The 23,394-nt window shown below is 63.0% G+C and carries 22 protein-coding genes; 6 read left to right on the top strand and 16 right to left on the bottom strand.

Going from position 1 to position 23,394, the window contains the following annotated elements; all coding sequences use genetic code 11:
* Positions 1–25: 25 nt before the first annotated feature.
* The 5 genes from NKJ11_RS13145 to cysG form a co-directional block, all read right to left on the bottom strand.
* A complete protein-coding gene (locus NKJ11_RS13145) occupies positions 26–559 on the bottom strand; it encodes a DUF934 domain-containing protein (RefSeq protein WP_352610169.1) in 534 nt (177 codons plus the stop codon).
* Between the two features lie 111 nt (positions 560–670).
* Positions 671–1,435: a phosphoadenylyl-sulfate reductase gene (locus tag NKJ11_RS13140; protein WP_127272509.1), complete on the bottom strand. Its 765-nt coding sequence runs from the start codon at positions 1,433–1,435 to the stop codon at positions 671–673.
* Entirely contained in the window at positions 1,410–3,080 is a 1,671-nt protein-coding gene (locus tag NKJ11_RS13135; protein WP_128303223.1) for a nitrite/sulfite reductase, read from the bottom strand. Before NKJ11_RS13135 ends, NKJ11_RS13140 begins: the two co-directional genes overlap by 26 nt.
* Before the next feature lie 43 nt (positions 3,081–3,123).
* Positions 3,124–3,417: a DUF2849 domain-containing protein gene (locus NKJ11_RS13130; RefSeq protein ID WP_027037731.1), complete on the bottom strand. Its 294-nt coding sequence runs from the start codon at positions 3,415–3,417 to the stop codon at positions 3,124–3,126.
* Positions 3,414–4,865, bottom strand: coding sequence for a siroheme synthase CysG (gene cysG / locus NKJ11_RS13125; protein WP_352610166.1), 1,452 nt, complete (start codon positions 4,863–4,865; stop codon positions 3,414–3,416). The genes NKJ11_RS13130 and cysG overlap by 4 nt, the downstream gene beginning before the upstream one ends.
* Positions 4,866–4,885: 20 nt before the next feature.
* On the opposite strand from cysG, the gene NKJ11_RS13120 reads away from it, so the two are divergent.
* The 3 genes from NKJ11_RS13120 (at position 4,886) to NKJ11_RS13110 (ending at position 7,754) form a co-directional block, all read left to right on the top strand.
* Positions 4,886–5,098: a hypothetical protein gene (locus NKJ11_RS13120; protein WP_352793478.1), complete on the top strand. Its 213-nt coding sequence runs from the start codon at positions 4,886–4,888 to the stop codon at positions 5,096–5,098.
* Positions 5,099–5,284: 186 nt separating this feature from the next.
* Positions 5,285–5,734: a baeRF12 domain-containing protein gene (locus tag NKJ11_RS13115; RefSeq protein WP_023812513.1), complete on the top strand. Its 450-nt coding sequence runs from the start codon at positions 5,285–5,287 to the stop codon at positions 5,732–5,734.
* Between the two features lie 223 nt (positions 5,735–5,957).
* Entirely contained in the window at positions 5,958–7,754 is a 1,797-nt protein-coding gene (locus tag NKJ11_RS13110; RefSeq protein WP_352610164.1) for a cation:proton antiporter domain-containing protein, read from the top strand.
* A gap of 70 nt (positions 7,755–7,824) precedes the next feature.
* Here NKJ11_RS13110 and NKJ11_RS13105 read toward each other — a convergent pair whose 3' ends face one another.
* Positions 7,825–8,634: an AraC family transcriptional regulator gene (locus NKJ11_RS13105; protein WP_352610161.1), complete on the bottom strand. Its 810-nt coding sequence runs from the start codon at positions 8,632–8,634 to the stop codon at positions 7,825–7,827.
* A gap of 117 nt (positions 8,635–8,751) precedes the next feature.
* On the opposite strand from NKJ11_RS13105, the gene NKJ11_RS13100 reads away from it, so the two are divergent.
* Complete coding sequence (locus NKJ11_RS13100) at positions 8,752–9,672, top strand: zinc-binding dehydrogenase (RefSeq protein ID WP_352610160.1); 921 nt, start codon at positions 8,752–8,754, stop codon at positions 9,670–9,672.
* Positions 9,673–9,685: 13 nt separating this feature from the next.
* On the opposite strand, the gene NKJ11_RS13095 is transcribed toward NKJ11_RS13100, so the two are convergent.
* Positions 9,686–10,438 carry an SDR family NAD(P)-dependent oxidoreductase gene (locus tag NKJ11_RS13095; protein ID WP_023812510.1) on the bottom strand — a complete coding sequence of 251 codons (753 nt, stop codon included), beginning with the start codon at positions 10,436–10,438 and terminating at the stop codon, positions 9,686–9,688.
* Between the two features lie 164 nt (positions 10,439–10,602).
* Between NKJ11_RS13095 and NKJ11_RS13090 the strand changes: the two genes are divergently transcribed.
* Positions 10,603–10,965 carry a nuclear transport factor 2 family protein gene (locus tag NKJ11_RS13090; protein WP_352610157.1) on the top strand — a complete coding sequence of 121 codons (363 nt, stop codon included), beginning with the start codon at positions 10,603–10,605 and terminating at the stop codon, positions 10,963–10,965.
* A gap of 9 nt (positions 10,966–10,974) precedes the next feature.
* On the opposite strand, the gene NKJ11_RS13085 is transcribed toward NKJ11_RS13090, so the two are convergent.
* The 8 genes from NKJ11_RS13085 to NKJ11_RS13050 form a co-directional block, all read right to left on the bottom strand.
* On the bottom strand, positions 10,975–13,236 hold the full coding sequence (locus NKJ11_RS13085) for a transglycosylase domain-containing protein (protein ID WP_127296407.1): 2,262 nt from the start codon (positions 13,234–13,236) through the stop codon (positions 10,975–10,977).
* A 149-nt stretch (positions 13,237–13,385) separates the two neighbouring features.
* Entirely contained in the window at positions 13,386–15,356 is a 1,971-nt protein-coding gene (locus NKJ11_RS13080) for an acyltransferase family protein (RefSeq protein WP_352610154.1), read from the bottom strand.
* Positions 15,357–15,379: 23 nt separating this feature from the next.
* Positions 15,380–16,294, bottom strand: a complete 915-nt coding sequence (locus NKJ11_RS13075) for a hypothetical protein (protein WP_352610152.1) — start codon at positions 16,292–16,294, stop codon at positions 15,380–15,382.
* Positions 16,295–16,327: 33 nt separating this feature from the next.
* Entirely contained in the window at positions 16,328–16,474 is a 147-nt protein-coding gene (locus tag NKJ11_RS13070) for a hypothetical protein (protein ID WP_013529552.1), read from the bottom strand.
* Between the two features lie 25 nt (positions 16,475–16,499).
* A complete protein-coding gene (locus NKJ11_RS13065) occupies positions 16,500–16,754 on the bottom strand; it encodes a GlsB/YeaQ/YmgE family stress response membrane protein (protein WP_013529551.1) in 255 nt (84 codons plus the stop codon).
* A gap of 110 nt (positions 16,755–16,864) precedes the next feature.
* A complete protein-coding gene (locus tag NKJ11_RS13060; protein WP_127296410.1) occupies positions 16,865–17,068 on the bottom strand; it encodes a hypothetical protein in 204 nt (67 codons plus the stop codon).
* 85 nt (positions 17,069–17,153) lie between these two features.
* Positions 17,154–17,774, bottom strand: coding sequence for a ribonuclease D (locus NKJ11_RS13055; RefSeq protein WP_031213535.1), 621 nt, complete (start codon positions 17,772–17,774; stop codon positions 17,154–17,156).
* 124 nt (positions 17,775–17,898) lie between these two features.
* Positions 17,899–19,284 (bottom strand): M20/M25/M40 family metallo-hydrolase, encoded by a 1,386-nt coding sequence (locus tag NKJ11_RS13050; protein WP_352610150.1) that lies wholly within the window; start codon positions 19,282–19,284, stop codon positions 17,899–17,901.
* A 415-nt stretch (positions 19,285–19,699) separates the two neighbouring features.
* Between NKJ11_RS13050 and polA the strand changes: the two genes are divergently transcribed.
* The gene (polA, locus tag NKJ11_RS13045; protein ID WP_023812503.1) at positions 19,700–22,651 is read left to right on the top strand and encodes a DNA polymerase I; all 2,952 of its coding nucleotides are present in this window, start codon (positions 19,700–19,702) and stop codon (positions 22,649–22,651) included.
* 239 nt (positions 22,652–22,890) lie between these two features.
* Here the strand turns inward: polA and NKJ11_RS13040 are convergent, their stop codons facing one another.
* Entirely contained in the window at positions 22,891–23,295 is a 405-nt protein-coding gene (locus tag NKJ11_RS13040) for a Fur family transcriptional regulator (RefSeq protein ID WP_027037743.1), read from the bottom strand.
* Positions 23,296–23,394: the final 99 nt, after the last annotated feature.

Raw genomic sequence — 23,394 nt, 5'->3', positions numbered from 1 at the left:
AAAGACGCGCGGAATTACCGCAACGTCAGCTGCTGCGAACGCGCCGCCAGGAGTATTTCGGGCCTTTTGGTTCCGGCACGGCGGCTGGCTGGTAGTAGAGCCCCAATCCGCCGGTACGGTCCTCCGCCAGGCGCTTCAACAGCACCGGATTGGAAATCTCGAACTCGTCGAAGCCCAGCCGCAGCATATGCGGCAGCTGGTCCACCAGCACTTGGCCCGTGGCGCGAACGGCACCTTCGAAATGGTAGCGGCCGCGCAGCAGTTCTCCCTTAGAGAAGGAGCGGCCGTCGCTGAAGGCCGGGAAGGCCAATGCCACCAGCGACAGCTGGTCGAGCAGGTCGGCAATCTTCTCGAGCTGATCACCCGGCTGCAGCAGGACGCCGAGCCGTTCCTTGGCCGAGCGGCGCACCTCCGGATCCAGATCGAGGAAGACTTGCAACGGCAGGATGAAGCGGCCGTTGCCGGACAGCGCATCGGCGCTTTCGGCATGCGTCCACTCATCCTCGTGAAAACCCGCAGGGGTCCAGAGCCGGGTCTCCGGTGTCGTCGGTCCAGTCATAAAGATTCCTAAAGCCCCAAGATCCAGGTCCGCTGAAAGTCCATCCCACGCAAAGCCGGCGGCCTCCGGATGAAGGTCGCCGTTCGCAGGCCGGCTGAATTTCAGCATACCCTATAGTGATGCGTCGGTCAGCGACTTCTCCAGCCCCGACAGGTGAATGCCGCACTCGGTCTTGGCGTGACCAGCCCAGCGGCCGCTGCGCGCGTCCTCGCCCGGCTGCACCGGCTGCGTGCACGGGAAGCAGCCGATCGACAGATAGCCATAGGCGACCAGTGGATTTTCGCGCAGCGCATGCGCGCGCATGTAGTCGGCCTGATCCGATGTCGTCCAGTGTGCCAGCGGATTGATGCGGATGCGCGGACCGACGGCCTCGAACACCGGCAGCGCTGCCCGTGTCGCGGCCTGAAAGCGCTTGCGGCCGGTTAACCAGGCGCGGAAGGGTGCAACGCCACGCGCCAACGGCTCGACCTTGCGTACATCGCAGCAGGCGTCGGTGTTGCTCTGATGCAGATTGCCCGTCGGATCGATCCGTTCGAGTGCTGCTTCCTCGGGTTTGATCACCCTTATGTTGGTCAGCCCGAAATCGGCGGCGAGCGCGTCGCGATAGCCGAGCGTCTCCTCGAAATGCTTGCCGGTGTCGAGGAAGATGACCGGCAGTGTCCGGTCGATCTTGGCGATCATGTGCAGCAGCACAGCCGAGTCCGCGCCGAACGACGACACCGCAGCGATCTCGTCGAGGAACAGTTCGCGGGCCGAGCGTTCGATGATCTCGATCGGCTTCAGATGACCGTAGAGCGCGTCGAGCCCCGCCGCTTTGGCGGCGATGCCGTCATCGACGTCTCCGATACGGTCAAGCGGCCTTGGCTTCGCCAGCATAGAGCGCCTCCTTGAACGGCGCGGGACCGACTCGGCGGTAGGCGTCGATGAATTTCTCTTGTGGGTCGAGCCGAAGGCCGAGATAGGTCTCGACGATCTGTTCGATGGCGTCGGTGATCTCTTCCGACGAGAAGCCGCGGCCGATGATCTCGCCGACCGAGGTGTTCTCGTCTGCCGAGCCGCCCAGCGTCACCTGATAGAGTTCGGAGCCCTTCTTCTCGACGCCGAGGATGCCGATGTGGCCGACATGGTGATGACCGCAGGCGTTGATGCAGCCGGAGATCTTCAGCTTCAGTTCGCCGATCTCGCGCTGCCGTTCCAGCGAGGCGAAGCGTTGCGAGATTTCCTGCGCGATCGGGATCGAGCGCGCCGTGGCCAGCGCGCAATAATCGAGGCCCGGGCAAGCGATGATGTCCGATATCAGGTTGGAGTTGGCTGTCGCCAGACCGATGCCGACCAGCGCATCATAGACCGCCTTGAGGTCGGCGCGGGCCACATGCGGCAGGATCAGGTTCTGCTCATGGCTGACACGCAGCTCGTCAAAGCCATATTTCTCGGCGATGTCGGCGATCGCTTCCATCTGGCTGTCCGAAGCGTCGCCGGGCACCTCGCCGATGCCCTTCAGCGAGATCGTCACCGCCGCATAGTCGGGATGGCGGTGCGTCACGACGTTCTGGTCGAGCCACTCCGAAAACCCCTTGGAATCGAGCCGCGCCAGCTTGACCGCCTGGTCGCCTTCCGGCCGCCCAGCGAGCACCGGTGGCGCGAAATAGGCCTCGATGGCGCGGATGTCGGCTTCCGGCAGCTTCAACTCGGCGTCCTTCAACTCCTGCCACTCGGCCTCGACCTGGCGGGTGATCTCCTCGACGCCGGTCTCATGGACGAGGATCTTGATGCGCGCCTTGTATTTGTTGTCGCGGCGGCCATAGAGGTTGTAAACGCGCAGGATCGCCGTGCAGTAAGACAAAAGATCGGCTTCCGGCAGGAAGTCGCGGATTTTCCGGGCAACCATTGGCGTGCGACCCTGGCCGCCGCCGATATAGACGGCAAAACCGAGTTCGCCGGCGGCGTTCTTCTTCAGGTGCAGGCCGATGTCGTGGGTCTGAATGGCGGCGCGGTCGCGCTCGGCACCCGTCACCGCGATCTTGAATTTGCGCGGCAGGAACGAGAATTCCGGATGCACCGACGACCACTGGCGCAGGATTTCCGCGTAGGGACGCGGATCGGCGACTTCGTCGGCGGCAGCGCCAGCGAAGTGGTCTGCGGTGACGTTGCGGATGCAATTGCCGCTGGTCTGGATGGCATGCATCTCAACGCTCGCGAGATCCGCCAGGATCGCCGGAATGTCCGACAGCGCCGGCCAGTTGAACTGGATGTTCTGGCGCGTGGTGAAATGGCCATAGCCCTTATCGTATTTGCGGGCGATGTGGCCAAGCATGCGCAACTGCTTGCCGTTCAGCGTGCCGTAAGGCACCGCGATGCGCAGCATGTAGGCGTGCAGTTGGAGATAGACGCCGTTCATCAGCCTCAATGGCCGGAACTGGTCCTCGGTGATCTCGCCGGCAAGACGACGCTGCACCTGGTCGCTGAACTCCGCGACGCGGGCCTGGACAAAATCGTGGTCGAACTCATCGTAACGGTACATGCTTGGTCTTTCAGGGCGCGTCCGCCCATGCCTGGTGTCTCGGTTATGCTGCCCGCGCAGCCTGCTTGCCGAGATCGTTGCGGATTGTCGGGCCGGCGGCGCGGATCTTCTCGCGCAGCCGCACCGGTTGGACGACGCCGTTGACGACTTCAGCGTCGATCAAATTGACGTCGACCACTTCGTTGGCGGCATAGGCCTTGGCGCCGATCGCCTCGAGCCTGTCCTCGGCTGCCTTGTCATGGGCGAGGTCGGCATGGTCCACCGTCTCGGCCCAGCCGCCATCGGCGTACCAGACGGCAATACCGTCGGTGAGGCGGTTGGCGGTCAGTATCTTCATTGCTGAACTCCTTCGGCGACCGAACTGGACGCGCCTTCATGCCTGTGTGCCGCCAGCGGCTCGGACCGTTCAAAGTTGGCGCCGGCGACCGCATCGCCGATGATGGTCATGACCGGGCCGGAAAGATCGGCGCGCGTTTCCAGCGACGGCAGGTCGGCAAGCGTGCCGTGGAAGCGACGCCGGTTGGCGAGGCTGGCATTCTCGACCACGGCCACCGCCGTATCTGGCGACAGACCGGCCTCGATCAGCCGTCCGGCAACCTCGGCGGCCACCGAGCGGCCCATATAAACGGCGACGGTGGCGCCGGAAATGGCGAGCTTGGCCCAGTCGGGCAGCGAATTGCCCTTGAGATCGTGGCCGGTGGTGAACACCATCGACGAGGAGACACCGCGCAAGGTCAGCGGCAGTTCGAAATCGGCGGCGGCAGCAAAGGCCGCGGTGACACCCGGAACCACCTCATAGGCGATGCCGGCATCGCGAAGTGCCGCCATCTCTTCGCCGGCCCGGCCGAACACCAGCGGATCGCCTGACTTCAGCCGCACGACACGCTTGCCTTCACGGCCAAGCTCGACCAGCAGCGCATTGATCTCAGCCTGGCTCTTGGTGTGGCAGCCCTTGCGCTTTCCGACCGGCAGGCGCTCGGCATCGCGGCGACCCATGGCAACGACCGCCTCCGGCACCAGCGCGTCATGGACGATGACATCGGCTTCCATCAGCAGACGATGGGCCCGCAAGGTCAGTAGATCCTCGGCGCCCGGACCGGCGCCAACCAGCGCGATGTGACCGCAAGCGGGCGTGTTCGACAGCAGAATATCGACGGCAGCATCATGCGCCTGCGAAAGCTGACCGATTTCAGCCGCGCGTGCAGGAGCACCAGTGAAGAAATCATTCCAGAAGCGGCGCCGGGCATTGCCTCTCGGCAGCAGCTTCTCGGCAGCCCCGCGAAACGAAGCGGCAAGCGTTGCCAGCGGCCCGAGCGACGGCGACAGCATACGGTCGATGCGGCCGCGCAGCATCTGCGCAAGCACCGGCCCGGCGCCTTCGGTGCCGATGGCGATGGCGACTGGCGCGCGGTTGACCAGCGCCGGGGTGAAGAAATCGCAAAGCTCAGGCCGATCGACGGCATTGACCGGAATGCTTAGGCGGCGCGCATCCGCAGCCACCCGACGGTCGAGTTCCTCGTCGCCGCTGGCGGCAAACACCATGATCGCGCCTTCGAGCTGCGATGCGTCGTAAGCGGCGGCAAAATGGCTCGCGCCGGCCTGGGCGACGAAGGCGAGCAGGTCGGGCTCGGCGTGTTCCGCGATAATCCGCAGGACCGCACTCGACTGTCCGATCAGCCGCGCCTTGGCCAGCGCCTCTTCGCCGCCGCCGACGATGGCCACGGCTTCGCCCTCGACCCGCATGAACACGGGGAAGGCGTTGAGCTTGGGAGCAGTGTGCGACATGGACGCGAGCGGAATCCTGAATGAGCTTGCAGTTCTACGCGCGGGCGCGAGAAACCAGAAGGAACGCACTCGCGCATCCCTTATCGGGATGCAATTGCTTTTCTGAAAGCATCCCGGCCAAGAGAAAAATATTTCTCGTTTACAGATGGAGCGGATTCAAGCTGCTGTCGCAGGCCTTGTTTTCCGGGTCTTTTAGCGCCTGGGGAGAAAAGCCGCAAAACCGTTTTTTCTAAATTCTACCAAATTAGTAGATTAAAGCCGCGAACTCTGGATAGCCAGAATGTCCAACGCCGACGCGGCTGCCGACTGGAACATTAGTGGCTCCGGGCGCGTTCTCAAAAGGCCTGTCATATCGGATCGAAACCCGGCTGCGGAACGCCACGAAAGGCCACCACGCGGCTGAAAAGGAGCCTGTCATCATGAACACAATCATACTCAAGCACGGTATCTGGGTCATGGTGGCCGATGGCGAGAAGGCGCTTTTCCTCAGGAACGCTGGCGACAATAAATATCCGAATCTCGAGGTGGTGCAGGAAATGCAGCAGGACAACCCGCCCACCCGCGAGCAAGGCAGTGACAGCCCGGGCCGATACAATGATGGTCCCTCCGTACACCGCAGCGCGGTCGAGGATACGGATTGGCACCGCATCGGCAAGGAGCGTTTCGCCGATGAAATCGCCGCCCGGCTCTACAAGCTCGCGCATGACGGCGAATTCAGCGAGATCGTGCTGGTCGCACCGCCGGTGGTGCTTGGGACAATGCGCAAAAAGCTGCACAAGGAGGTCGGGGACAAGGTGACCGCCGAAATTCCCAAGACATTGACCAACCATGCCATACCGGAAATCGAGGCCTTGCTGCAGGCAGCCTGATCATTGTCGATCGGCCCTGACCGATCGAGACGAATAGCACCGCACAAATTCCGATTTGACCGGCAGCTTTCTCAGCTGCCGGTCAAATATTTGCGGCAGCGCCGTCGATTTCATGGCTTTGCGGGTTGCATCGCCGACATACCATCCACCATATTGCAAACAGGCGGCGGCTTTGGGCGGCGCTCATCCAACATCGCTGTTTTTGAAAGGCGCTCCATAGACAATGCCGCATGACACGCCCCTTATCGCCACCATCGTCGCCGGTCTGGGGCTGGCTTTCGTCTTCGGGGCTCTCGCCAATCGCTTCCGCATTCCGCCGCTGGTCGGCTATCTCGTAGCCGGCGTGCTGGTCGGGCCGAACACGCCTGGCTTCGTCGCCGATGCCGGCCTTGCCAACGAACTGGCCGAAATCGGCGTCATCCTCCTGATGTTCGGCGTCGGGCTGCACTTCTCGCTGAAGGATCTGCTGTCGGTGCGTGCCATCGCCGTGCCGGGCGCCATCGTCCAGATCGGCTTCGCCACCGCACTTGGCGCCGGTCTTGCCTGGATGCTTGGCTGGTCGATGGGCGCGGGGCTGGTGTTCGGCCTGGCGCTGTCGGTGGCCTCGACCGTGGTGCTGCTGCGTGCCCTGCAGGAACGGCGGATGATCGAGACCGAGCGCGGCCGCATCGCCGTCGGCTGGCTGATCGTCGAGGATCTGGCCATGGTGCTGGCGCTGGTGCTGCTGCCGGCGCTCGCTGGCGTGCTCGGCGGTCAGGAGCAGGCTGACGCCCATGCGAGCGGCCTGCTGTCGCTGCCGGCCAGCTACGGCATCTGGGGCGTCGTCGGCATCACGCTGGCCAAGGTCGCCGCTTTCGTGATCGTCATGCTGGTGGTCGGCCGCCGGGTCATTCCCTGGATCCTGCATTACGTCGCCCATACCGGCTCGCGCGAACTGTTCCGGCTGGCGGTTTTGGCCATCGCGCTCGGCGTCGCCTTCGGTGCGGCAAAACTATTCGGTGTCTCGCTGGCGCTGGGCGCCTTCTTCGCCGGCATGATCATGAGCGAGTCCGAGCTCAGCCACCGCGCCGCCGAGGAATCGCTGCCGCTGCGCGATGCCTTCTCCGTGCTGTTCTTCGTCTCGGTCGGCATGCTGTTCGACCCGTTCAGCCTGATCAGCAATGGCTGGCCGATCCTGGCGACGCTGGCCATCATCGTCATTGGCAAATCACTGGCCGCATTCGCAATCGTTGTCGCCTTCGGCTATCCCATCGCCACGGCGCTGATAATTTCGGCAAGCCTTGCCCAGATCGGCGAATTCTCCTTCATTCTGGCTGAACTCGGCGTCGGGCTGAAGCTGCTGCCGGAACAGGGCCGCGACCTCATTCTGGCCGGTGCGATCTTGTCGATTGTCCTCAACCCGCTGATGTTCCTGGCCATCGACTGGATGAAGCCGTGGCTGGAACGGCGCGCCGCCAGGACGGCACCACCGGTCGAGGCAAAACCGGTTGGTCCGGCGACGGAGCCGGGCCAGGTAGCCTCTGTCGCGGCAACGACGAAAAAGGAGGACGGCCCGCCTCCAAAGACGGCACTCACCGGCCATGCTATCCTGATCGGCTACGGCCGTGTCGGTGGCCTGGTCGGCTCGGCGCTGAAAGACGCGGCAATGCCCTTCCTGGTCATCGAGGACGCCGACAAGACGCTGGCGAAATTGAAAGCGGACAGCATCGAGACCGTCGCCGGCAATGCGGCCAATGCCGAAGTGTTCGCCGCCGCCAATCCCGAAGGCGCCAGCCGGCTGATCCTTGCCATCCCCAATGCCTTCGAAGCCGGCCAGATCGTGCTCCGAGCCCGCACCGCCAACCCTGGCATCAACGTCATCGCTCGTGCCCATTCCGACGCCGAGGTCGAACATCTCAAGGGTTTGGGCGCCGATACGGTGATCATGGGTGAACGCGAGATTGCGCGCGGGATTGTGGAAGAAGTTCTCGGTCCCAAACCGGAGTTGAGGCGCGAAACCGCCGAGCCATCGGTGGCCTGAGTTCCAAAGCCCAGGCTGCACTCTCGCACGCTGGCACCGTGATCGGCTCGACCACCCTTTCAAGCGAGCATCACGCCACGAATGCAGAGCCGCCATTTTGCGCGATGCCACTGAGGTATTTGGCCGGCGGCTTCCCAAGCGCCTTCTTGAACATGGTGATGAAGGCCGTAACGGAACCATAGCCGAGATCGCCCGAGACCTGCTGGACACTTTTGCCGGAAGCCAGTTCCCGAATTGCAACGATCAAGTGCAATTGCTGGCGCCAGCGCCCGAAACTCAGCCCTGTCTCCTTTGCCACAAGGCGGGCGAGGCTGCTTTCGCTGAGCGCCACGCGATTGGCCCATTCCGCCAGTGTGCTGCGGTCGGCGGGATCCTGCGCCAACGCCTCGGCGATCCTGTTCAAGCGCGGCTCGGACGAGATCGGCAGGTGTAGCTGCTGGACAGCCATGCGTGGCAATTCGGTGAGCAGTATCTTGATCAAGAGTTCGCCCCTCGCCTCGTCGTCCTGCAGCCGATCGGAAAGCTCGATGATCAATTCGCGCAGCAGTGGCGAGATCGAAAGCGTGCAGCACCGCTCCGGCAGATCGGCGGCTCCCGGCTCTATGTAGACGAAAAAAATCCGGGCGTTGGCGGTTGCGACATTGCTGTGCTCCATGCCGCCGGGGATCCACACCCCGCAATGCGGCGGCACCATCCATAAACCGCTTGGGACGCGGCATGTGACGCCGCCTGCAAGCGCGAAAACGAGTTGGCCCTTGCGGTGCCAATGGGAGGGTACCTCCGCTCTGGTCTCTGGGATATCGACGCGCACGGCAATCGCAGGCGCGGAAAGGTCATCCACATCGAAATCGAGCCAGGGGTAGCTGAGGGGCTGTCTCATGATTGACAGTTTTTAGCGATCAATTGCTTTCATATCTAAATTATTCAAAGGCAAAAGTCGATAAGGTACACTTGCGAATGAGCGGTGCGACCGCCGCGCAGCCAGGAGGTATCAACCATGCTCGCCCTCGTCATCTCCTCCGACAGCGCGACCGGACTGAGGATCTCAGAGCTTGCCGAGCCTCAACCGGCCTCGAACGAGGCGCTTGTCTCGGTCCACGCGACCTCGTTGAATCGCGGCGAACTGCGCCTGCTCAGCATACGTCCGAACGGCTGGATACCCGGCCAGGACATCGGTGGGATCGTCGAACGGGCAGCAGCCGATGGCTCAGGACCGGCCGTTGGCGCCCGCGTCGCGGCTTTGGTCGATGAAGCCGGATGGGCGCAACGTGTCGCCGTTCCGACCGACCGTCTCGCCGTCCTGCCCGATGACGTCAGCTTTGCCGCCGCCGCCACGTTGCCAGTCGCGGGCACGACGGCGCTGAGGACTCTACGCCATGGCGGCGACCTGACCGGCCAGCAGGTGCTGATTACCGGTGCAAGCGGCGCGGTCGGCCGTTTCCAGGTCCAGCTTGCCCGCGAGCAGGGCGCCTCGGTGACGGCAATCGCCGCCGCCCGGCACGCCGAGGATCTCCGCGGCCTTGGAGCCGAGCAGGTTGTCGAAGCGATCGATCTGGCCGAGGGACCGTTCTCGCTGATCACGGAGTCGGTGGGCGGCAAAAGCCTCGCTCACGCGATCGAGCGCATCGCACCTGGCGGGACCATCGTCATGTTCGGTTCGAGCAGCGGCGAACTGACGCCCGTCGGATTCCGCCAGTTCGTTCCGGATCGTGAAGGAGCGAGGCTTCAGACTTTCGCGTACTACACGTCTGGTCCAGGCATTGGCGAGGACATCGCCTCGCTGCTCGCTCTGGTCGCAGCCGGCCGGCTCGAAACGCGCGTGGCCTTGACCGTGCCGTGGACAGACATCGCCCAAGTGCTGGACGCACTGCGACAGCGCAGCTTCAGCGGCAAGGCCGTTCTCACAATAACCGGATGAGCACCCTGATTTGTCACACATGCTGACCGCCATTGATGTGGATTTCCGAGCCGGTCACGTAGGACGCCTGCTGCGAACACAGGAAGAAGATGATGTCGGCGACTTCCGCCGTGGTGCCAAGGCGCCTGAGAGGGATGGTCTCGACGATCTTGTCAGTGCCCGGCGACAGGATCGCGGTGTCGATCTCGCCGGGCGCAATGGCATTGACGCGGATGCCGTGCGGGCCGAAATCATGTGCCATCTCGCGCGTCAGCGAGCCGAGTGCCGCTTTCGATGTGGCGTAGGCCGTGCCGGCGAAGGGATGCACGCGGGTTCCGGCGATCGAGGTTACGTTGACGATCGAGCCCTTGGCCGCCGCCAGTTCCTTGAACAGGCCGCGCGCCAGCATGATCGGCGCGAAGAAATTGACCTGGAACACGTCGCGCCAGACATGCATCGGCGTGTCGATCGAATCCATGCGGCTGTTGCCGTCCTTGAGCTTCGGCGAAATGCCGGCATTGTTGACCAGTGCATGCAGCTGGCCGCCATGCGCTTCCAGCCGGTGGCGGATTTCGGAGACGGCGATGCCGACATCCTCCTGATCGGCGAGATCGACCTTGATGTGGTCTTCCGGCCCGGCCGGCCACGGGCAATCCTCGGCGAAAGCCTGCCTGGAGCAGGTGATGACGCGCCAGCCCTCGCGCGAAAAACGCTTGACGGTGGCGTGGCCGATGCCGCGGCTGGCGCCGGTCAGCACGATGGTCTTTCTGGTGTCGAGTTCAGTCATTTCAAGGTCTCCGGCCGGCAGATGTAGCCGAACGCCGCCGAGGTGGCGAGAGGCCGAAATGTCACCATTCACGTCAAAGGAGGAACCGGGAAGCCAACTCGCCGTTGGTTCGGGAGTGCAGGACAAGGGTGCGGGGTTTCACATCAAATCAATCGGACAGAGCCATGACACAGACAGCACCCCTCGACATCGCCACGGCCTTCACCAAGGCGTGGACAGGCCACGACCTCGAAAAGCCAGCATCCTATGTCGCCGACGACGTCGTTTTTGATGGGCCGATGCAGCAATCGACCGGCAAGGCCCCCTACCTGAAGGGCCTGACCAAACTTTCACAGGATGTGACCGGTGTGCGCATGATCGCTGCTTTCGGCGACGATCACCAGGCGCTGCTGATGTATGACTTGATGACAAAGTCGTCCGGCGCGCTTTCCTGCGCCAAGCACCTTACCGTCCGCGATGGCAAGATTCACAGCGACAACCTGACCTTTGACAGCAAGAAATTGGGCAACGCCAAACCACGGAATTAGCGGATCGGATCAGCCGCCAAGGAGGTCGAGGATGGAGGTCTGCCGCTTTTTGCGCGGACCGCCGACGTCGCCTGGCGGCACCGGGTGCTTGATCGATGCGGTGGCGCCGTCATCCTCTGGCATGGAAAGGCCATCGGCATCTACGGTTTGGGCGGGACGGGCCGCGCGGGACGGCGCTTGGGCAACCGGCGCTGCTGGCCGCGCCGGAGCCTGCTGGCCGACCGACGTTGACGGAACCGGCGCCGTGTTGTTCGCCGAGGGTATCTCGTCGGGGACGAATGTGTCGGCCGGCGTCGATTTCCAGGTGCCGGGCAGTGGCCGCACCGGCACACCCTCGTGGGCCGCAACCATGAACTCGTGCCAGGCCTGCGCCGGCAGTGCGCCGCCGGTGACCTTCTTCATCGGGCTGCCATCGTCATTGCCGAACCACACACCGGTGGTGAGGTTGGCGGTGTAGCCCACGAACCAGGCGTCGCGCGAATTCTGACTGGTGCCGGTCTTGCCGGCCGATGGCCAGGCGAAAGCCGCTTTCCGGGCAGTGCCGATCTCAACCGTGCCCGTCATCATCGAGTTCATCATGCCCACGATCTCAGGCTTGACGACGCGCGGCGCGCTGCCGCCGCCGCTGTCGTAAAGCACCTTGCCCTCGGTGGTCGTCACGCGCCGGATGAAATGGATGTCGGGCTTGTAGCCGCCATTGGCAAAGGGGACATAGGCCGAGGTCAGCTCCAGCGGCGTCACTTCCGAAGTGCCGAGCGCGATCGAGGTGTTGGACTGCAGATCGGACTGGATGCCCATGCGGTGCGCCGCCTCGACGACCGCGTTCGGCCCGACCTCCATGGTCAGTTGCGCCGCCACCGAGTTCAGCGACTTGGCCAGCGCGGTGGCCAGCGTCACCTTGCCGAAATACTTGCCGCCGTAATTGTCGGGCGTCCAATTGCCGATCTTGATCGGCGCATCGTTGCGGATGCTGTCGGGCGTGCGACCGGCTTCGAGCGCGGCCATATAGACGAACGGCTTGAACGCCGAGCCCGGCTGGCGACGTGCCTCCGAAGCACGGTCGAACTGGCTCGTCGAATAGTCGTAGCCGCCGACCATGGCGCGCACCGCGCCGGAATCGTCGATCGACACCAGGGCGCCCTGGCTGACGTTGAGCTTCTTGCCGCTGTCGTCGATCAGCCTGCGGATCGATTGTTCGGCGAGCTTCTGCAGGTTCAGGTCGACGGTGCTGTCGATGACGATGTCGCCGCGTACGTCGCCGATCAGGTCGGGCAGTTCCTCCATGATGGTATCGGCGACGTAATTCTCCGAGCCGGTCCAGTAGGACGGCGCACGCGTTGCCGGCGCGCTCATTGCCGAGGTCAGTTCCTTGGCGCTGATCTTTCCCTCGTCGCGCATGGCGGCAAGCACCAGTTGCGAGCGTTCCTCGGCGGCCTTCGGATCGCGTGCCGGCGACAGCCGCGACGGCGCCTTCAACAGGCCGGCAAGCAATGCGGCTTCCGACAGGGTGACGTCACGCGCGCTCTTGCCGAAATAGCGGCGCGAGGCGGCCTCGACGCCATAGGCGCCGGAACCGAAATAAACCCGGTTGAGGTACATTTCGAGGATCTGGTCCTTGGTGTGCTTGTGCTCCAGCCACAGCGCCAGCAGCACTTCCTGCACCTTGCGCTCCAGCGTGCGGTCGGGTGTCAGGAACAGGTTCTTCGCCAATTGCTGGGTCAGCGTCGAACCGCCCTGCGAGAAATGCCCGCCAAGCACATTGGTGACCATGGCGCGAGAAAGCCCGATCGGGTCGATACCGAAATGCGAGTAGAAGCGCCGATCTTCAATAGCGATGACGGCTTCCGGGATATAGGGCGACATTTCATGCAGGCCGACGGCCTCGCCACCGCTCATGCCGCGATTGGCGAGCAATTGGCCATCTGCCGAAACGATCTTGATGTTGGGGGCGCGGTCGGGAATCGACCAGGTCGTCGCCGCCGGCATCTTGGCGCCATAGTAGACGACGATGCCGGCCACGCCGATGCCGCCCCAGATGGCCAGCACGAAGCACCAGTAGAACAGCCGGCCGAGCACACCGAACAGGCCGCGCCGGCTTCTGCCGCGCTTGGCCCGCGACGATTTCCCTTTGGCCGGCTTGCGTTTTGCGGAGGCTTTGCGATTGCTCGGCACGACGCGATCCTCCTCGTTCACCGAAAGACCCGCCGAGGACCGCGCCTGCGGCGGCCCCTCGAAACTGGGTTCGATGCGACTGTCCCTGCGGTTCGCCATGCGCTGTGCTTGATATCCCCGATGCCTATGGCGTTCGGGTTGAAGAGTAGATGCGGCGATTTAAGGGCGGGTTAAGTCGTGTCCGAATGCCGGCCTTGGCATTGGTCAACGATGTTGATGCGAAAAAGCCGCTACGCCTTGATATCTCGCTAGAGACCCGCCGCCTTCGCCAGATAGGGCGCCAGCGCCAGCGCATAGGTGGCCGTCATATGGTGATGGTCGCGCCAGACGATGATGTTGCCGACCACGGCCGAACAGCTGTTCTTGCCACATAAGGCATCGTTCATGTCAACGACGCGGACCCCCGGCAATGCCCCTGCGGCGAGGGCGAAGACGTCGCTCGTCTCCACCTCGTGTCGCGCGTTGACGCATTTGTCGGGATCGGCGGCCAGGCAATCACCGGGATCGAACTTGACGAAAGGCGTGTTCCGGATGGCGATAATGCGCACGCCGGCTCTGTTCAAGTCGCTCCAGATGCCGCGCAAACCGTCGATCATTGCTGGCTCCGGTGTGTCGGAATAGCGAGACTGGCTGGTGAACATCAGGTCTGGCCGCAATTTCCTGATCTCGGCGAGAACGTTGTCGCGCCATGTTGCGCAGGCCTCATACGGCTTACCGTCATCCGTCACCGCGGCAAGGGTGAAAGGGCATGCAGCCTTGGTGAAGGTGACCAGTTTCCACTTGCGGTCCCTGGCAATCTCGTCGATGGCCGGGATCCATTGTGCTGCGTGTGAATCGCCTGCGACGACAATGGTCCTGGTTCCCTGGGGATCGCCGAGCTGGCAGCCCACAGCTTGCGTGCTGTCCTGCTCCTGATGGCATTTCAGTCGATAGACGATCGGTACGTCACGCCTGAGTTTGCCGAGGGATGGCAGCAGTTCCACGTCGCGCGGAACCGAAGCGTTGGCAAGCAGCGCTGCCGGCCCTGGATAATTCGGTGTCCCGATCAGGGTGATATCGACGTCTTGCCTGTCGAGCGCATAGCCGAACCCACCCGACACCATCACGCAGACGGCAACGGCGGCAGTGGCATAGGCCAGAGGTTTCCGTTCCGTATCCGGCCGCGGCTGCCGGTAGCGCTGTTCGACATATCGGTAGGACAGGTCCGAGATTGCCAGCGTCAGGGCGATCAGCACGACACCTGCAAAGAGCCCGGCGGCGGGGCGATGCGCCGAATAGAAAACAACCAGCGGCCAATGCCAGAGGTAGATCGAATACGACCGGTCGCCGACATAGCAAAGGATGCTGGCGTCAAGTGCGCGAAACCGACCTAGTTTGATGCCGCCGGCGGCAATGATGAGCACCGTTCCCAGGGTCGGCAGCAACGCAAGAGCGCCAGGAAATGGCGTCGAGGCGGAAAGGAAAAGCGCTGAAAACCCGATAGCGCCAATACCGGTCATCGCCATTGCGGTGCGCAATGGCAGCCCTGCCCTGAACCGATGGACCGTCAGCGCCAGCAGGCCACCGAGCGCCAGCTCCCACAGACGGGTATGGGTTACGAAATAAGCGGCGGCCGGATCGCTCCGGGTGATGAGAACCGAGGCGATCAGCGATCCGGCAAAAACCGCGGTCAGCCCTACGAGGAATACGCCTTTCGCTGGCCGCCCGAGACGGCGCGCCAGCCAAAGGCCTGCCACCATCAGCAATGGCCAGACGATATAGAACTGCTCCTCGATCGATAGAGACCAGTAATGTTGTACCGGGCTCGCCGCCTCCTCGGCGCCGAGATAGTCGACCGCCTGCCAGGCAAGCCGCCAGTTCTGCACATAGAGCGCACTGGCAGCGACCTGGATCGCCGTCTCTTCCCAACGGGCCATGGACAGGAAGACCAGCGTTCCGGCGAGCGTGGCAAGAAGGGCCAGGATCGCAGTCGGCAGCAGTCGCCGCACTCGCCGCGAATAAAAGGCCATCAGCGAGATGCGACCATCGCGCAACGCCATGCGGGCAAGCAGACCGGTGATGAGATAGCCCGAGATGACGAAGAACACATCGACCCCGACATACCCACCAGGAAGAACCGCGGGCCAGATGTGGAAAACCACCACCAGGGCAACGGCAATGCCACGCAGCCCCTGGATTTCAGGCCGCAATGCAACAGGCCCCTCAGCGTTTTCTGTCAACACCACCCGCCTCAGACCTGATTTCAGATGGGCTCGAACTTCACATCCGGCTGGTCGGGACCGCCCGCTTGCCGCAACAGCGCGAGAATGTGTTCGCTCCTGTCAACCTGCTGTCGCCTCCAGTTCGAGGCGTTCGTTACATGCAGCCAGCCATCGACCACCATGAAAAAATCCTCGGATTGATCATGTCCAGCGCCGAAGCGAAGCGATTTGTTTTCAGCGAACCGAACCATCGCCGGGTCGATCGACCTGTAGAGCACCGGCCAGTTGCCGCCGCCGGAATCCATATGAAACTTGTAGCTCGGGGCGAAATCCAGCCGCCGTCGCAACAGGCTTCCATCGAAAAAACAGAAGCCGGGCCACAAAAACCAGCCGCCTGGTGTCGGCGTATCGCGCCGCACGCTGCCGTAGAGGCTCTTGCCCTCCATCCGGTCGCGGATCGAAAATGGTTCAGTTGGAAAGATGTCATGATCGATGAAGCCGAAAAGCTTCGGCCCGAACCCAGGCAAGAAATTCCGCACGATCCAGTTGAGCGCTTGACCGTGCGATCTGCTGACGACCAGCCTGTTCTTCGGCAATGCCACATAGGGAACATGCTGGCGACGGCAGAGATCGCGGATCGCTTGCCTCGCCTCGTCCTTCTTGCTGTTGTCGAAGACGATGTAGCTCTCGTGCTCGGCAACGTATCGGCGCACCAGGTGGATCTGCCATTCGATCATTTCGGGCCGGTTGAAGGCCACGGTGGCGACGACCGCACCGCGGAATACCTGCTCTTGCCCTTGCAATTCGCTGACCGGCGCGGATGTCCTCAGAAAGCGAAACACCCGCCAATGATAGCGCAACAGCGCCTCGCGCCTTGGCGGCCTGTTCAGCCTCTCCCATTCCGCGACGGTAATTCTGGGCGGATCGTCGTCTTCCGGCGCGTCGGAAGCCCCCATGTCGCGCTCCTGCATCTGCCCCACCGGTGCAGGCTAGTTCTGCTGGATCGAAATGCCCTTGTCGTCGATCTTGAGTTCGACGCCTTTGGGTTTGGTCTGCTCGCGATAGACGTAGATGCCGAGCGCAATGACCACGACGACGAGCGCGCCAATGACGAGATAGAGCGTATTCTGTTTCATGGCGCGCTCTTTGCGTTGTCGAGCCTCAGGCTCTTTTCAGGACCTTGACCAGCACCAGCAGGATGATGGCGCCGATCGTGGCATGGATGATCGCGGCGAGAGTGCCGCCGCCGATGGAAAATCCGATCCTCGGAAACAGCCAGCCAGCGATGAACGCGCCGACGATACCGACAATGATGTTGCCGATCAGACCGAAGCCGAAGCCGGAAACGATAAGACCGGCGAGCCAGCCGGCGATGGCACCGATGATGATGAAGACGAGCAGGCTTTCGACACCCATAGAGAGTTCCTCCGAGCAAGAGGGCGACGGCGGAACGGAAAGCTCCGAATCGGCCTCGATATCAACGGCTTCAGGCTATTCGAAAGCGGTCGGCCTCACCAGCGGCGCCATCATTGATCGTCATCGTCGCTTGCGGCAGGGCGCCAACTGGTCGGCTCGACCTTCTTTTGCGTGTGACTGTCGATATAGACCCACCAGCCGTCGTCGCGATATTGCGCGATGGATTCATTGATGACCCCGTCGCTGTCCTTCCAGGTCACGGAGACCTTGGAGCCGTCTGTCGGTGCGGTCGCAATCGGCTTTCTGTCCGTCATGTCATCCCCTTTTGAGCCGGCAAAGCTGAGCCGACAGAACGCCGCGGCCCGCATCGGTTCCAGCCGCGGAGCGCGCCGACGACCGTCAGCTATGGGCGAAGATATCCTCTTCGTCCCAGCCCATCAGGTCAAGCTTGGCACGCGTCGGCAGGAAGCGGAAGCAGGCATCGGCTTCCTTGATCCGCCCATCGCGCGCCAGCCGTCCGGCAAGCACATCGCGCAACCGGTGCAGATAGAGCACATCGGAAGCTGCATATTCGAGCTGTTCGGGCGACAGCGTCTCGGCCGCCCAGTCCGACGATTGCTGCGCCTTGGAGAGGCCGACGCCAAGAAGCTCGAAGCAGATGTCCTTCAGCCCGTGGCGGTCGGTGTAGGTGCGGGTCAGCCGCGAGGCGATCTTGGTGCAGAACACCGGCTCGGGCATGACGCCGAACGCATTGTAGAGCACGGCAAGGTCGAAGCGTCCGTAGTGGAACAGCTTGGTTACGCCGCGGTTCCGCAGCAGGCTGACGAGGTTCGGCGCCTTCTTCTGGCCGGGCGCGATCTGGATCACATCGGCCGTGCCGTCGCCAGGCGAAATCTGCACCACGCACAGCCGGTCGCGATGCGGATTGAGCCCCAGCGTTTCGGTGTCGATGGCCACTGCCCCGACATTGTAGTGCGAGAGGTCGGGCAGATCATGCTTGTGGAAACGGATATCGGCCATTGTCTTCTCCGGTCGAGCCTTGCGCGTCCCTTGACCCGCAAGGGACGCTGTAGCGCTTTGTCTTGTGGCCCGTCCTCGCCGCGTTCCGCTGAAAAATCAACTGAAAGTTGATTTTCACGCCGCGTCAGCGGGTCAGCGCATCGAGAATCCGCGCCCAGGAGCGCTGGCCCTTGTGGAAGGAGCTGAGCTCGTATTTCTCGTTGGGCGAGTGGATGCGGTCGTCGTCGAGGCCGAACCCGACCAGCAGCGATTCCATACCGAGATAGGTCTGGAAGTCGCCGACCACCGGGATCGACCCGCCGCTGCCCGTCGTCACCGCCGGCTTCGGCCATTCGTCGGACAGCGCATCCTTGGCCTTGGCCAGGAAGGGCGAGTCGTAGGAAAGCTGGATTGCCGGCGAGCCGCCATGCGGATGGAATTCGACCGAGCAGTCGGCCGGAATCCGCTCCTTGACGAATTTCTGGAACGCCGCGCGGATTTTCTTGGGATCCTGCTTGTGTACGAGGCGAAACGACACCTTCGCCGAGGCTTCGGCCGCGATCACCGTCTTGAAGCCCTTGCCGGTGTAGCCGCCGATGATGCCGTTGAACTCGGCCGTCGGCCGCGCCCAGGTCAACTCCAGCACGGAGCGGCCCTTTTCGCCCGACGGGATCGACAGGCCGACTGGCCCGAGGAACGTCTCGGCCGTCTCGCCCAGCGTCTCCCAAGATTTCAGGATCTGCGAAGGCGTTTCCTCGACGCCGTCATAGAAGCCGGGAATGGTGATGTGACCGTCCTTGTCGTGGATATCGGCCAGCACCTTGGCCAGGATGCGGATCGGGTTGGCGGCGGCACCCCCATAGAGGCCCGAATGTAGGTCGCGATCGGCCGCCTTCACCGTGATCTCCTCACCGACCAGCCCGCGCAGCCCGACGCAGATCGACGGCGTGTCGCGGTCCCACATGCCGGTATCGCAGACCAGCGCGAAATCGGCCTTGAGTTCGTCGGCATTGGCTTCGAGGAACGGCTTCAACGAGGGCGAGCCGGATTCCTCTTCGCCCTCGAACAGGATGGTGATGCGGCAAGGCAAATTGCCGTGCACCTGCTTCCAGGCGCGGCAGGCCTCGACGAAGGTCATCAGCTGGCCCTTGTCGTCGGCCGAGCCGCGTCCGGTGATCACCTTGTGATCCGGGCCGACCTCCTTGACCGCGGGGGCGAACGGGTCGCTTTCCCACAATTCGATCGGATCGACCGGCTGCACGTCATAATGGCCGTAAAACAGCACATGCGGCGAACCGGCCGGGCCATCGTGATGGGCGACCACCATCGGGTGTCCGGGCGTGTCGCGCACACTGGCATCGAAGCCGATCAGCTTGAGCTCCGCCACGAGCCATTCCGCCGCCTTGCGGCAGTCGGCGGCATAGGCCGGATCGGTGGAGATCGACTTGATCCTGAGCAGGCCGAACAGGCGTTCGAGGCTCTGGTCGAGATTCTTGTCGAGACGGTCGAGGACGGGGGAAACTGCGGACATATGTGAAGCCTTTCGATTCAGAACCCGAACCGTAAAGGCAGGACAGCAAAACGAAAAGCCCGCGATCATTGGACCACGGGCTGCAAACGTCTGTCTGGGATAAAAAAGACCGCCGTGGTGGAGGGGGAACCACGGCGGCCTTCTACTCGAAACGATGCGGCAGCCCGGAGAGGGGGGATAGGCTGCCGCAGGTGTCCGGGATAGGCGGGGGACGGGCCTTGCTCCGGACTCGGCGAAAACTGCCGATGACGTGTATTTGGGTCTCTGAACGTGGCGATTCAAGGGCACGAAAATTACAGTTTTGTAACATAGGCGTGAGCGGGGTGACGGCGATCTGTCAGGGTGTTGCCGGAACCGATAGTCGAGGCTGCCTTTGGCATGGACCAAGCCGCCGCGCCGCGCTATCCCTGCCGACATGAAAAAAGGCGATCATCTCTTCCTTGTCGACGGCTCCGGCTACATCTTCCGTGCCTATCACGCGCTGCCGCCGCTGACCCGCAAATCCGACGGCCTGCCGGTGGGCGCCGTTTCCGGCTTCTGCAACATGCTGTGGAAGCTGATGCTCGACGCCCGCAACACCGATGTAGGCATTGTGCCAACGCATTTCGCCGTCATTTTCGACTATTCGTCGAAAACCTTCCGCAACGACCTCTACCCCGAATACAAGGCCAACCGCTCGGCACCGCCGGAAGATTTGATCCCGCAATTCGGCCTGATCCGCCAGGCGACCAGGGCGTTCAACCTGCCCTGCGTCGAGATCGAAGGCTACGAGGCCGACGATCTGATCGCCACCTATGCGAGGCTGGCCTGCGAAGCTGGCGGCGACACCACCATCATCTCCTCCGACAAGGATCTGATGCAGCTGGTCGGCGACACGGTCGCCATGTACGACCCGATGAAGGACCGCCAGATCGGCATTCCGGAAGTCATCGAAAAATGGGGCGTGCCGCCGGAGAAGATGGTCGATCTGCAGGCACTGACCGGCGATTCGGTCGACAATGTGCCTGGTGTGCCCGGCATAGGGCCGAAGACGGCGGCGCAACTGCTCGAACAGTTCGGTGACCTCGACACGCTGCTGGCCCGGGCCGGCGAGATCAAGCAGGACAAGAGGCGCGAATCGATCATCGCCAACGCCGACAAGGCGCGCATTTCGCGTCAGCTGGTGACGCTGATGAACGATGTGCCGGTCGCCGAGGGACTGGACGATTTCGTCCTGCACGCGCCGGACGGCCCGAAGCTGATCGGTTTCTTGAAGACCATGGAATTCACGTCACTGACCCGCCGTGTCGCGGAGGCGACCAGCACCGAGGCCGGCGATGTCCAGGCCGTCGCGGTCACCGTCGAACGCGCCGACCATGCCCATGGCCCGGATGTTGGGGCCGGTTTGCCGCCGGTTGCCCGAAACGCGTCCGGCACTGGATCGGACGAAGCCGGCGGGACGGCGGAGACGTCAAAACAAGGCGATACCCCTTCCCTGCTCGCGGCACTAAGGCTGGAGCGCGCGGCCACCGGCAAGATCGACACTTCGGCCTATCACTGCATCCGCGATATCTCGGCCCTGAAAGCCTGGGTCGCCGAGGCGCGAGAGGCCGGCATCACCGCCTTCGATGTCAGGGCAACATCGGCTGATCCGATGCAGGCCGAACTGATCGGCATGGCCATCGCCACGGCGCCCGGGCGCGCCGCCTATATCCCCTTTGCCCACATGAGCGGCAATGGCGACCTGCTCGGTGGTGGCGCGCTCGAAAACCAGATACCGCTTCGCGAGGCGCTGGCTGTGCTGAAACCGCTGCTCGAAGACAGATCGGTTCTCAAGATCGCGCAGAACCTGAAATACGATCTTGTCATCATGAGCCGCTACGGCATCGATGTCGCACCGTTCGACGACACCATGCTGATCTCCTACGTGCTCGATGCCGGCACGCCCCATGGTCACGGCCTGGACTCGCTAGCCGAGAAATGGCTGGGTCATACCCCTCTCCTGCTCAAGGACGTCACCGGCTCCGGCAAAAGCTCCGTCGGTTTCGATCAGGTCGACATCGACAAGGCGACCGCTCATGCCGCCGAAGACGCCGATATGACGCTGCGGCTCTGGCTGGTGCTGAAACCGCGGCTTGCCGCCAAAGGCCTAGTGTCGGTCTATGAGCGGCTGGAGCGGCCGCTGGTGCCGGTGCTGGCGCGCATGGAACAGCGCGGCATCTCGGTCGACCGGCAGATCCTGTCGCGGCTCTCGGGCGAACTGGCCCAGGGCGCCGCTCGCCTCGAAGAGGAAATCTACCAGCTCATCGGCGAGCGCATCAACATCGGCTCGCCAAAACAGCTTGGCGACATCCTGTTCGGACGCATGGGCCTGCCCGGCGGTTCCAAGACCAAGACCGGCCAGTGGTCGACCTCGGCGCAGCTTCTCGAAGATCTCGCCGCCGAAGGTCACGAACTGCCGCGCAAGATCGTCGACTGGCGCCAGCTGACCAAGCTGAAATCGACCTATACCGATGCGCTGCCGGGCTTCATCCACCCCGACACCAAGCGCGTTCACACCTCCTACGCGCTGGCCGCGACGACGACGGGACGCCTGTCGTCCTCCGATCCGAACCTGCAGAACATCCCGGTGCGCACCGCCGAAGGCCGCAAGATCAGGACCGCCTTCATCACCGACAAGAGCCATCGGCTGGTCTCGGCCGACTACAGCCAGATCGAACTGCGGGTGCTCGCCCATGTCGCCGAGATCCCGCAATTGCGGCAGGCTTTCGCCGACGGCGCCGATATCCACGCCATCACCGCGTCTGAGATGTTCAACGTGCCGGTCGAGGGCATGCCTTCGGAAGTCCGTCGCCGCGCCAAGGCGATCAATTTCGGCATCATCTACGGCATTTCGGCCTTTGGTCTCGCCAACCAGCTGTCGATCCCGCGCGAGGAGGCCGGCAACTACATCAAGAAATATTTCGAGCGCTTCCCCGGCATCCGCGATTACATCGAGGAGACCAAGGCCTATGCCCGCGAGCATGGCTTTGTCGAAACGATCTTCGGCCGTCGCATCCATTACCCCGACATAAGATCGTCCAACCCCTCGCTTCGCGCCTTCAACGAACGCGCCTCGATCAACGCCCGCCTGCAAGGCACCGCCGCCGATATCATCCGCCGTGCCATGATCCGCATGGAGGAGGCGCTGGAAAAAGCAGGGCTTTCCGCACGCATGCTGCTGCAGGTGCATGACGAACTGATTTTCGAGACCGTCGAGGCGGAAGTCGAGGCGACGATCCCGGTCGTGCGTCACGTCATGGAAAACGCGGCGATGCCAGCGGTATCGATGTCGGTGCCGCTGCATGTCGATGCGCGCGCCGCCAACAACTGGGACGAGGCGCATTAGCGGCTGATGTGGGGTGCGCCCAGGCCGGCTAGATCGCGTTCCTTCACACCCCCCTCTGCCCTGCCGGGCATCTCCCCCGCAAGGGGGGAGATCGGATGTCACTTCTGGTTTCGCCAATCGCCAACGTTGCAGAAATGAGCGGAGCGCCGAAGCTGCCAATCTCCCCCCTTGCGGGAGATGTCCGGCAGGACAGAGGGGGGTGCTGCCCCTCCAACATCAATAGATTGGCTGGCCTGATCCTAAGCTGCTTCCGCGAGGCACTTGGCACACGTCCCGCGAAACTCGATCACCGCCTTCTTGGCGGCGAAGCCGGTGGAGCGCACCCATTCGTCCAACCGGTGGCCGACATCGTGGTCGGACATTTCGGTGACCTGCCCGCATGTGTCGCAAATGGCGAAGGCAGTCATCGAATGGCTGTGGTCGTGCGGCTCGGCGCAGGCGACGAAGGAATTGATGCTTTCGAGCCGATGCACGAAACCTGACTTCACCAGCGTGTCGAGCGCTCGATAGACCTGCAGAGGCGCGCGAAAACCGCGCTCGCGCAGTTGGTCGAGCAAGGTATAGGCACTGAGCGGTCCGCTGGCGGTCTCGAGTTTCTCGAGCACGCACAGCTGGTTCTTCGTCAGCACATCCCTTGCCGCCATGATCCTGTTTCCAACTCGCCTTGCGTCGCTTGCGCCGCGCACAAACGATCCATGTCCCATCCAGATAGCGACGAACAGGCATTTTTGCTACTGTTTCCA

The sequence above is a fragment of the Mesorhizobium sp. M0243 genome (assembly GCF_040321775.1).
Lineage (GTDB): Bacteria > Pseudomonadota > Alphaproteobacteria > Rhizobiales > Rhizobiaceae > Mesorhizobium.
The sequence above is the reverse complement of the archived record's forward strand: the minus strand, read 5'-3'. Positions and strand labels throughout refer to the sequence as shown.

Bases quoted from the DNA above. Each gene is read 5' to 3' on its own strand.
- NKJ11_RS13115 (WP_023812513.1), top strand. From the start codon at position 5,285: ATGAACACAATCATACTCAAGCACGGTATCTGGGTCATGGTGGCCGAT.
- NKJ11_RS13085 (WP_127296407.1), bottom strand. From the start codon at position 13,236: ATGGCGAACCGCAGGGACAGTCGCATCGAACCCAGTTTCGAGGGGCCG.
- NKJ11_RS13130 (WP_027037731.1), bottom strand. From the start codon at position 3,417: ATGAAGATACTGACCGCCAACCGCCTCACCGACGGTATTGCCGTCTGG.
- NKJ11_RS13090 (WP_352610157.1), top strand. From the start codon at position 10,603: ATGACACAGACAGCACCCCTCGACATCGCCACGGCCTTCACCAAGGCG.
- NKJ11_RS13050 (WP_352610150.1), bottom strand. From the start codon at position 19,284: ATGTCCGCAGTTTCCCCCGTCCTCGACCGTCTCGACAAGAATCTCGAC.
- NKJ11_RS13140 (WP_127272509.1), bottom strand. From the start codon at position 1,435: ATGCTGGCGAAGCCAAGGCCGCTTGACCGTATCGGAGACGTCGATGAC.
- NKJ11_RS13120 (WP_352793478.1), top strand. From the start codon at position 4,886: ATGAGCTTGCAGTTCTACGCGCGGGCGCGAGAAACCAGAAGGAACGCA.
- cysG (WP_352610166.1), bottom strand. From the start codon at position 4,865: ATGTCGCACACTGCTCCCAAGCTCAACGCCTTCCCCGTGTTCATGCGG.
- NKJ11_RS13110 (WP_352610164.1), top strand. From the start codon at position 5,958: ATGCCGCATGACACGCCCCTTATCGCCACCATCGTCGCCGGTCTGGGG.
- NKJ11_RS13095 (WP_023812510.1), bottom strand. From the start codon at position 10,438: ATGACTGAACTCGACACCAGAAAGACCATCGTGCTGACCGGCGCCAGC.
- NKJ11_RS13060 (WP_127296410.1), bottom strand. From the start codon at position 17,068: ATGACGGACAGAAAGCCGATTGCGACCGCACCGACAGACGGCTCCAAG.
- polA (WP_023812503.1), top strand. From the start codon at position 19,700: ATGAAAAAAGGCGATCATCTCTTCCTTGTCGACGGCTCCGGCTACATC.
- NKJ11_RS13100 (WP_352610160.1), top strand. From the start codon at position 8,752: ATGCTCGCCCTCGTCATCTCCTCCGACAGCGCGACCGGACTGAGGATC.
- NKJ11_RS13070 (WP_013529552.1), bottom strand. From the start codon at position 16,474: ATGAAACAGAATACGCTCTATCTCGTCATTGGCGCGCTCGTCGTCGTG.
- NKJ11_RS13055 (WP_031213535.1), bottom strand. From the start codon at position 17,774: ATGGCCGATATCCGTTTCCACAAGCATGATCTGCCCGACCTCTCGCAC.
- NKJ11_RS13040 (WP_027037743.1), bottom strand. From the start codon at position 23,295: ATGGCGGCAAGGGATGTGCTGACGAAGAACCAGCTGTGCGTGCTCGAG.
- NKJ11_RS13075 (WP_352610152.1), bottom strand. From the start codon at position 16,294: ATGGGGGCTTCCGACGCGCCGGAAGACGACGATCCGCCCAGAATTACC.
- NKJ11_RS13105 (WP_352610161.1), bottom strand. From the start codon at position 8,634: ATGAGACAGCCCCTCAGCTACCCCTGGCTCGATTTCGATGTGGATGAC.
- NKJ11_RS13135 (WP_128303223.1), bottom strand. From the start codon at position 3,080: ATGTACCGTTACGATGAGTTCGACCACGATTTTGTCCAGGCCCGCGTC.
- NKJ11_RS13145 (WP_352610169.1), bottom strand. From the start codon at position 559: ATGACTGGACCGACGACACCGGAGACCCGGCTCTGGACCCCTGCGGGT.
- NKJ11_RS13065 (WP_013529551.1), bottom strand. From the start codon at position 16,754: ATGGGTGTCGAAAGCCTGCTCGTCTTCATCATCATCGGTGCCATCGCC.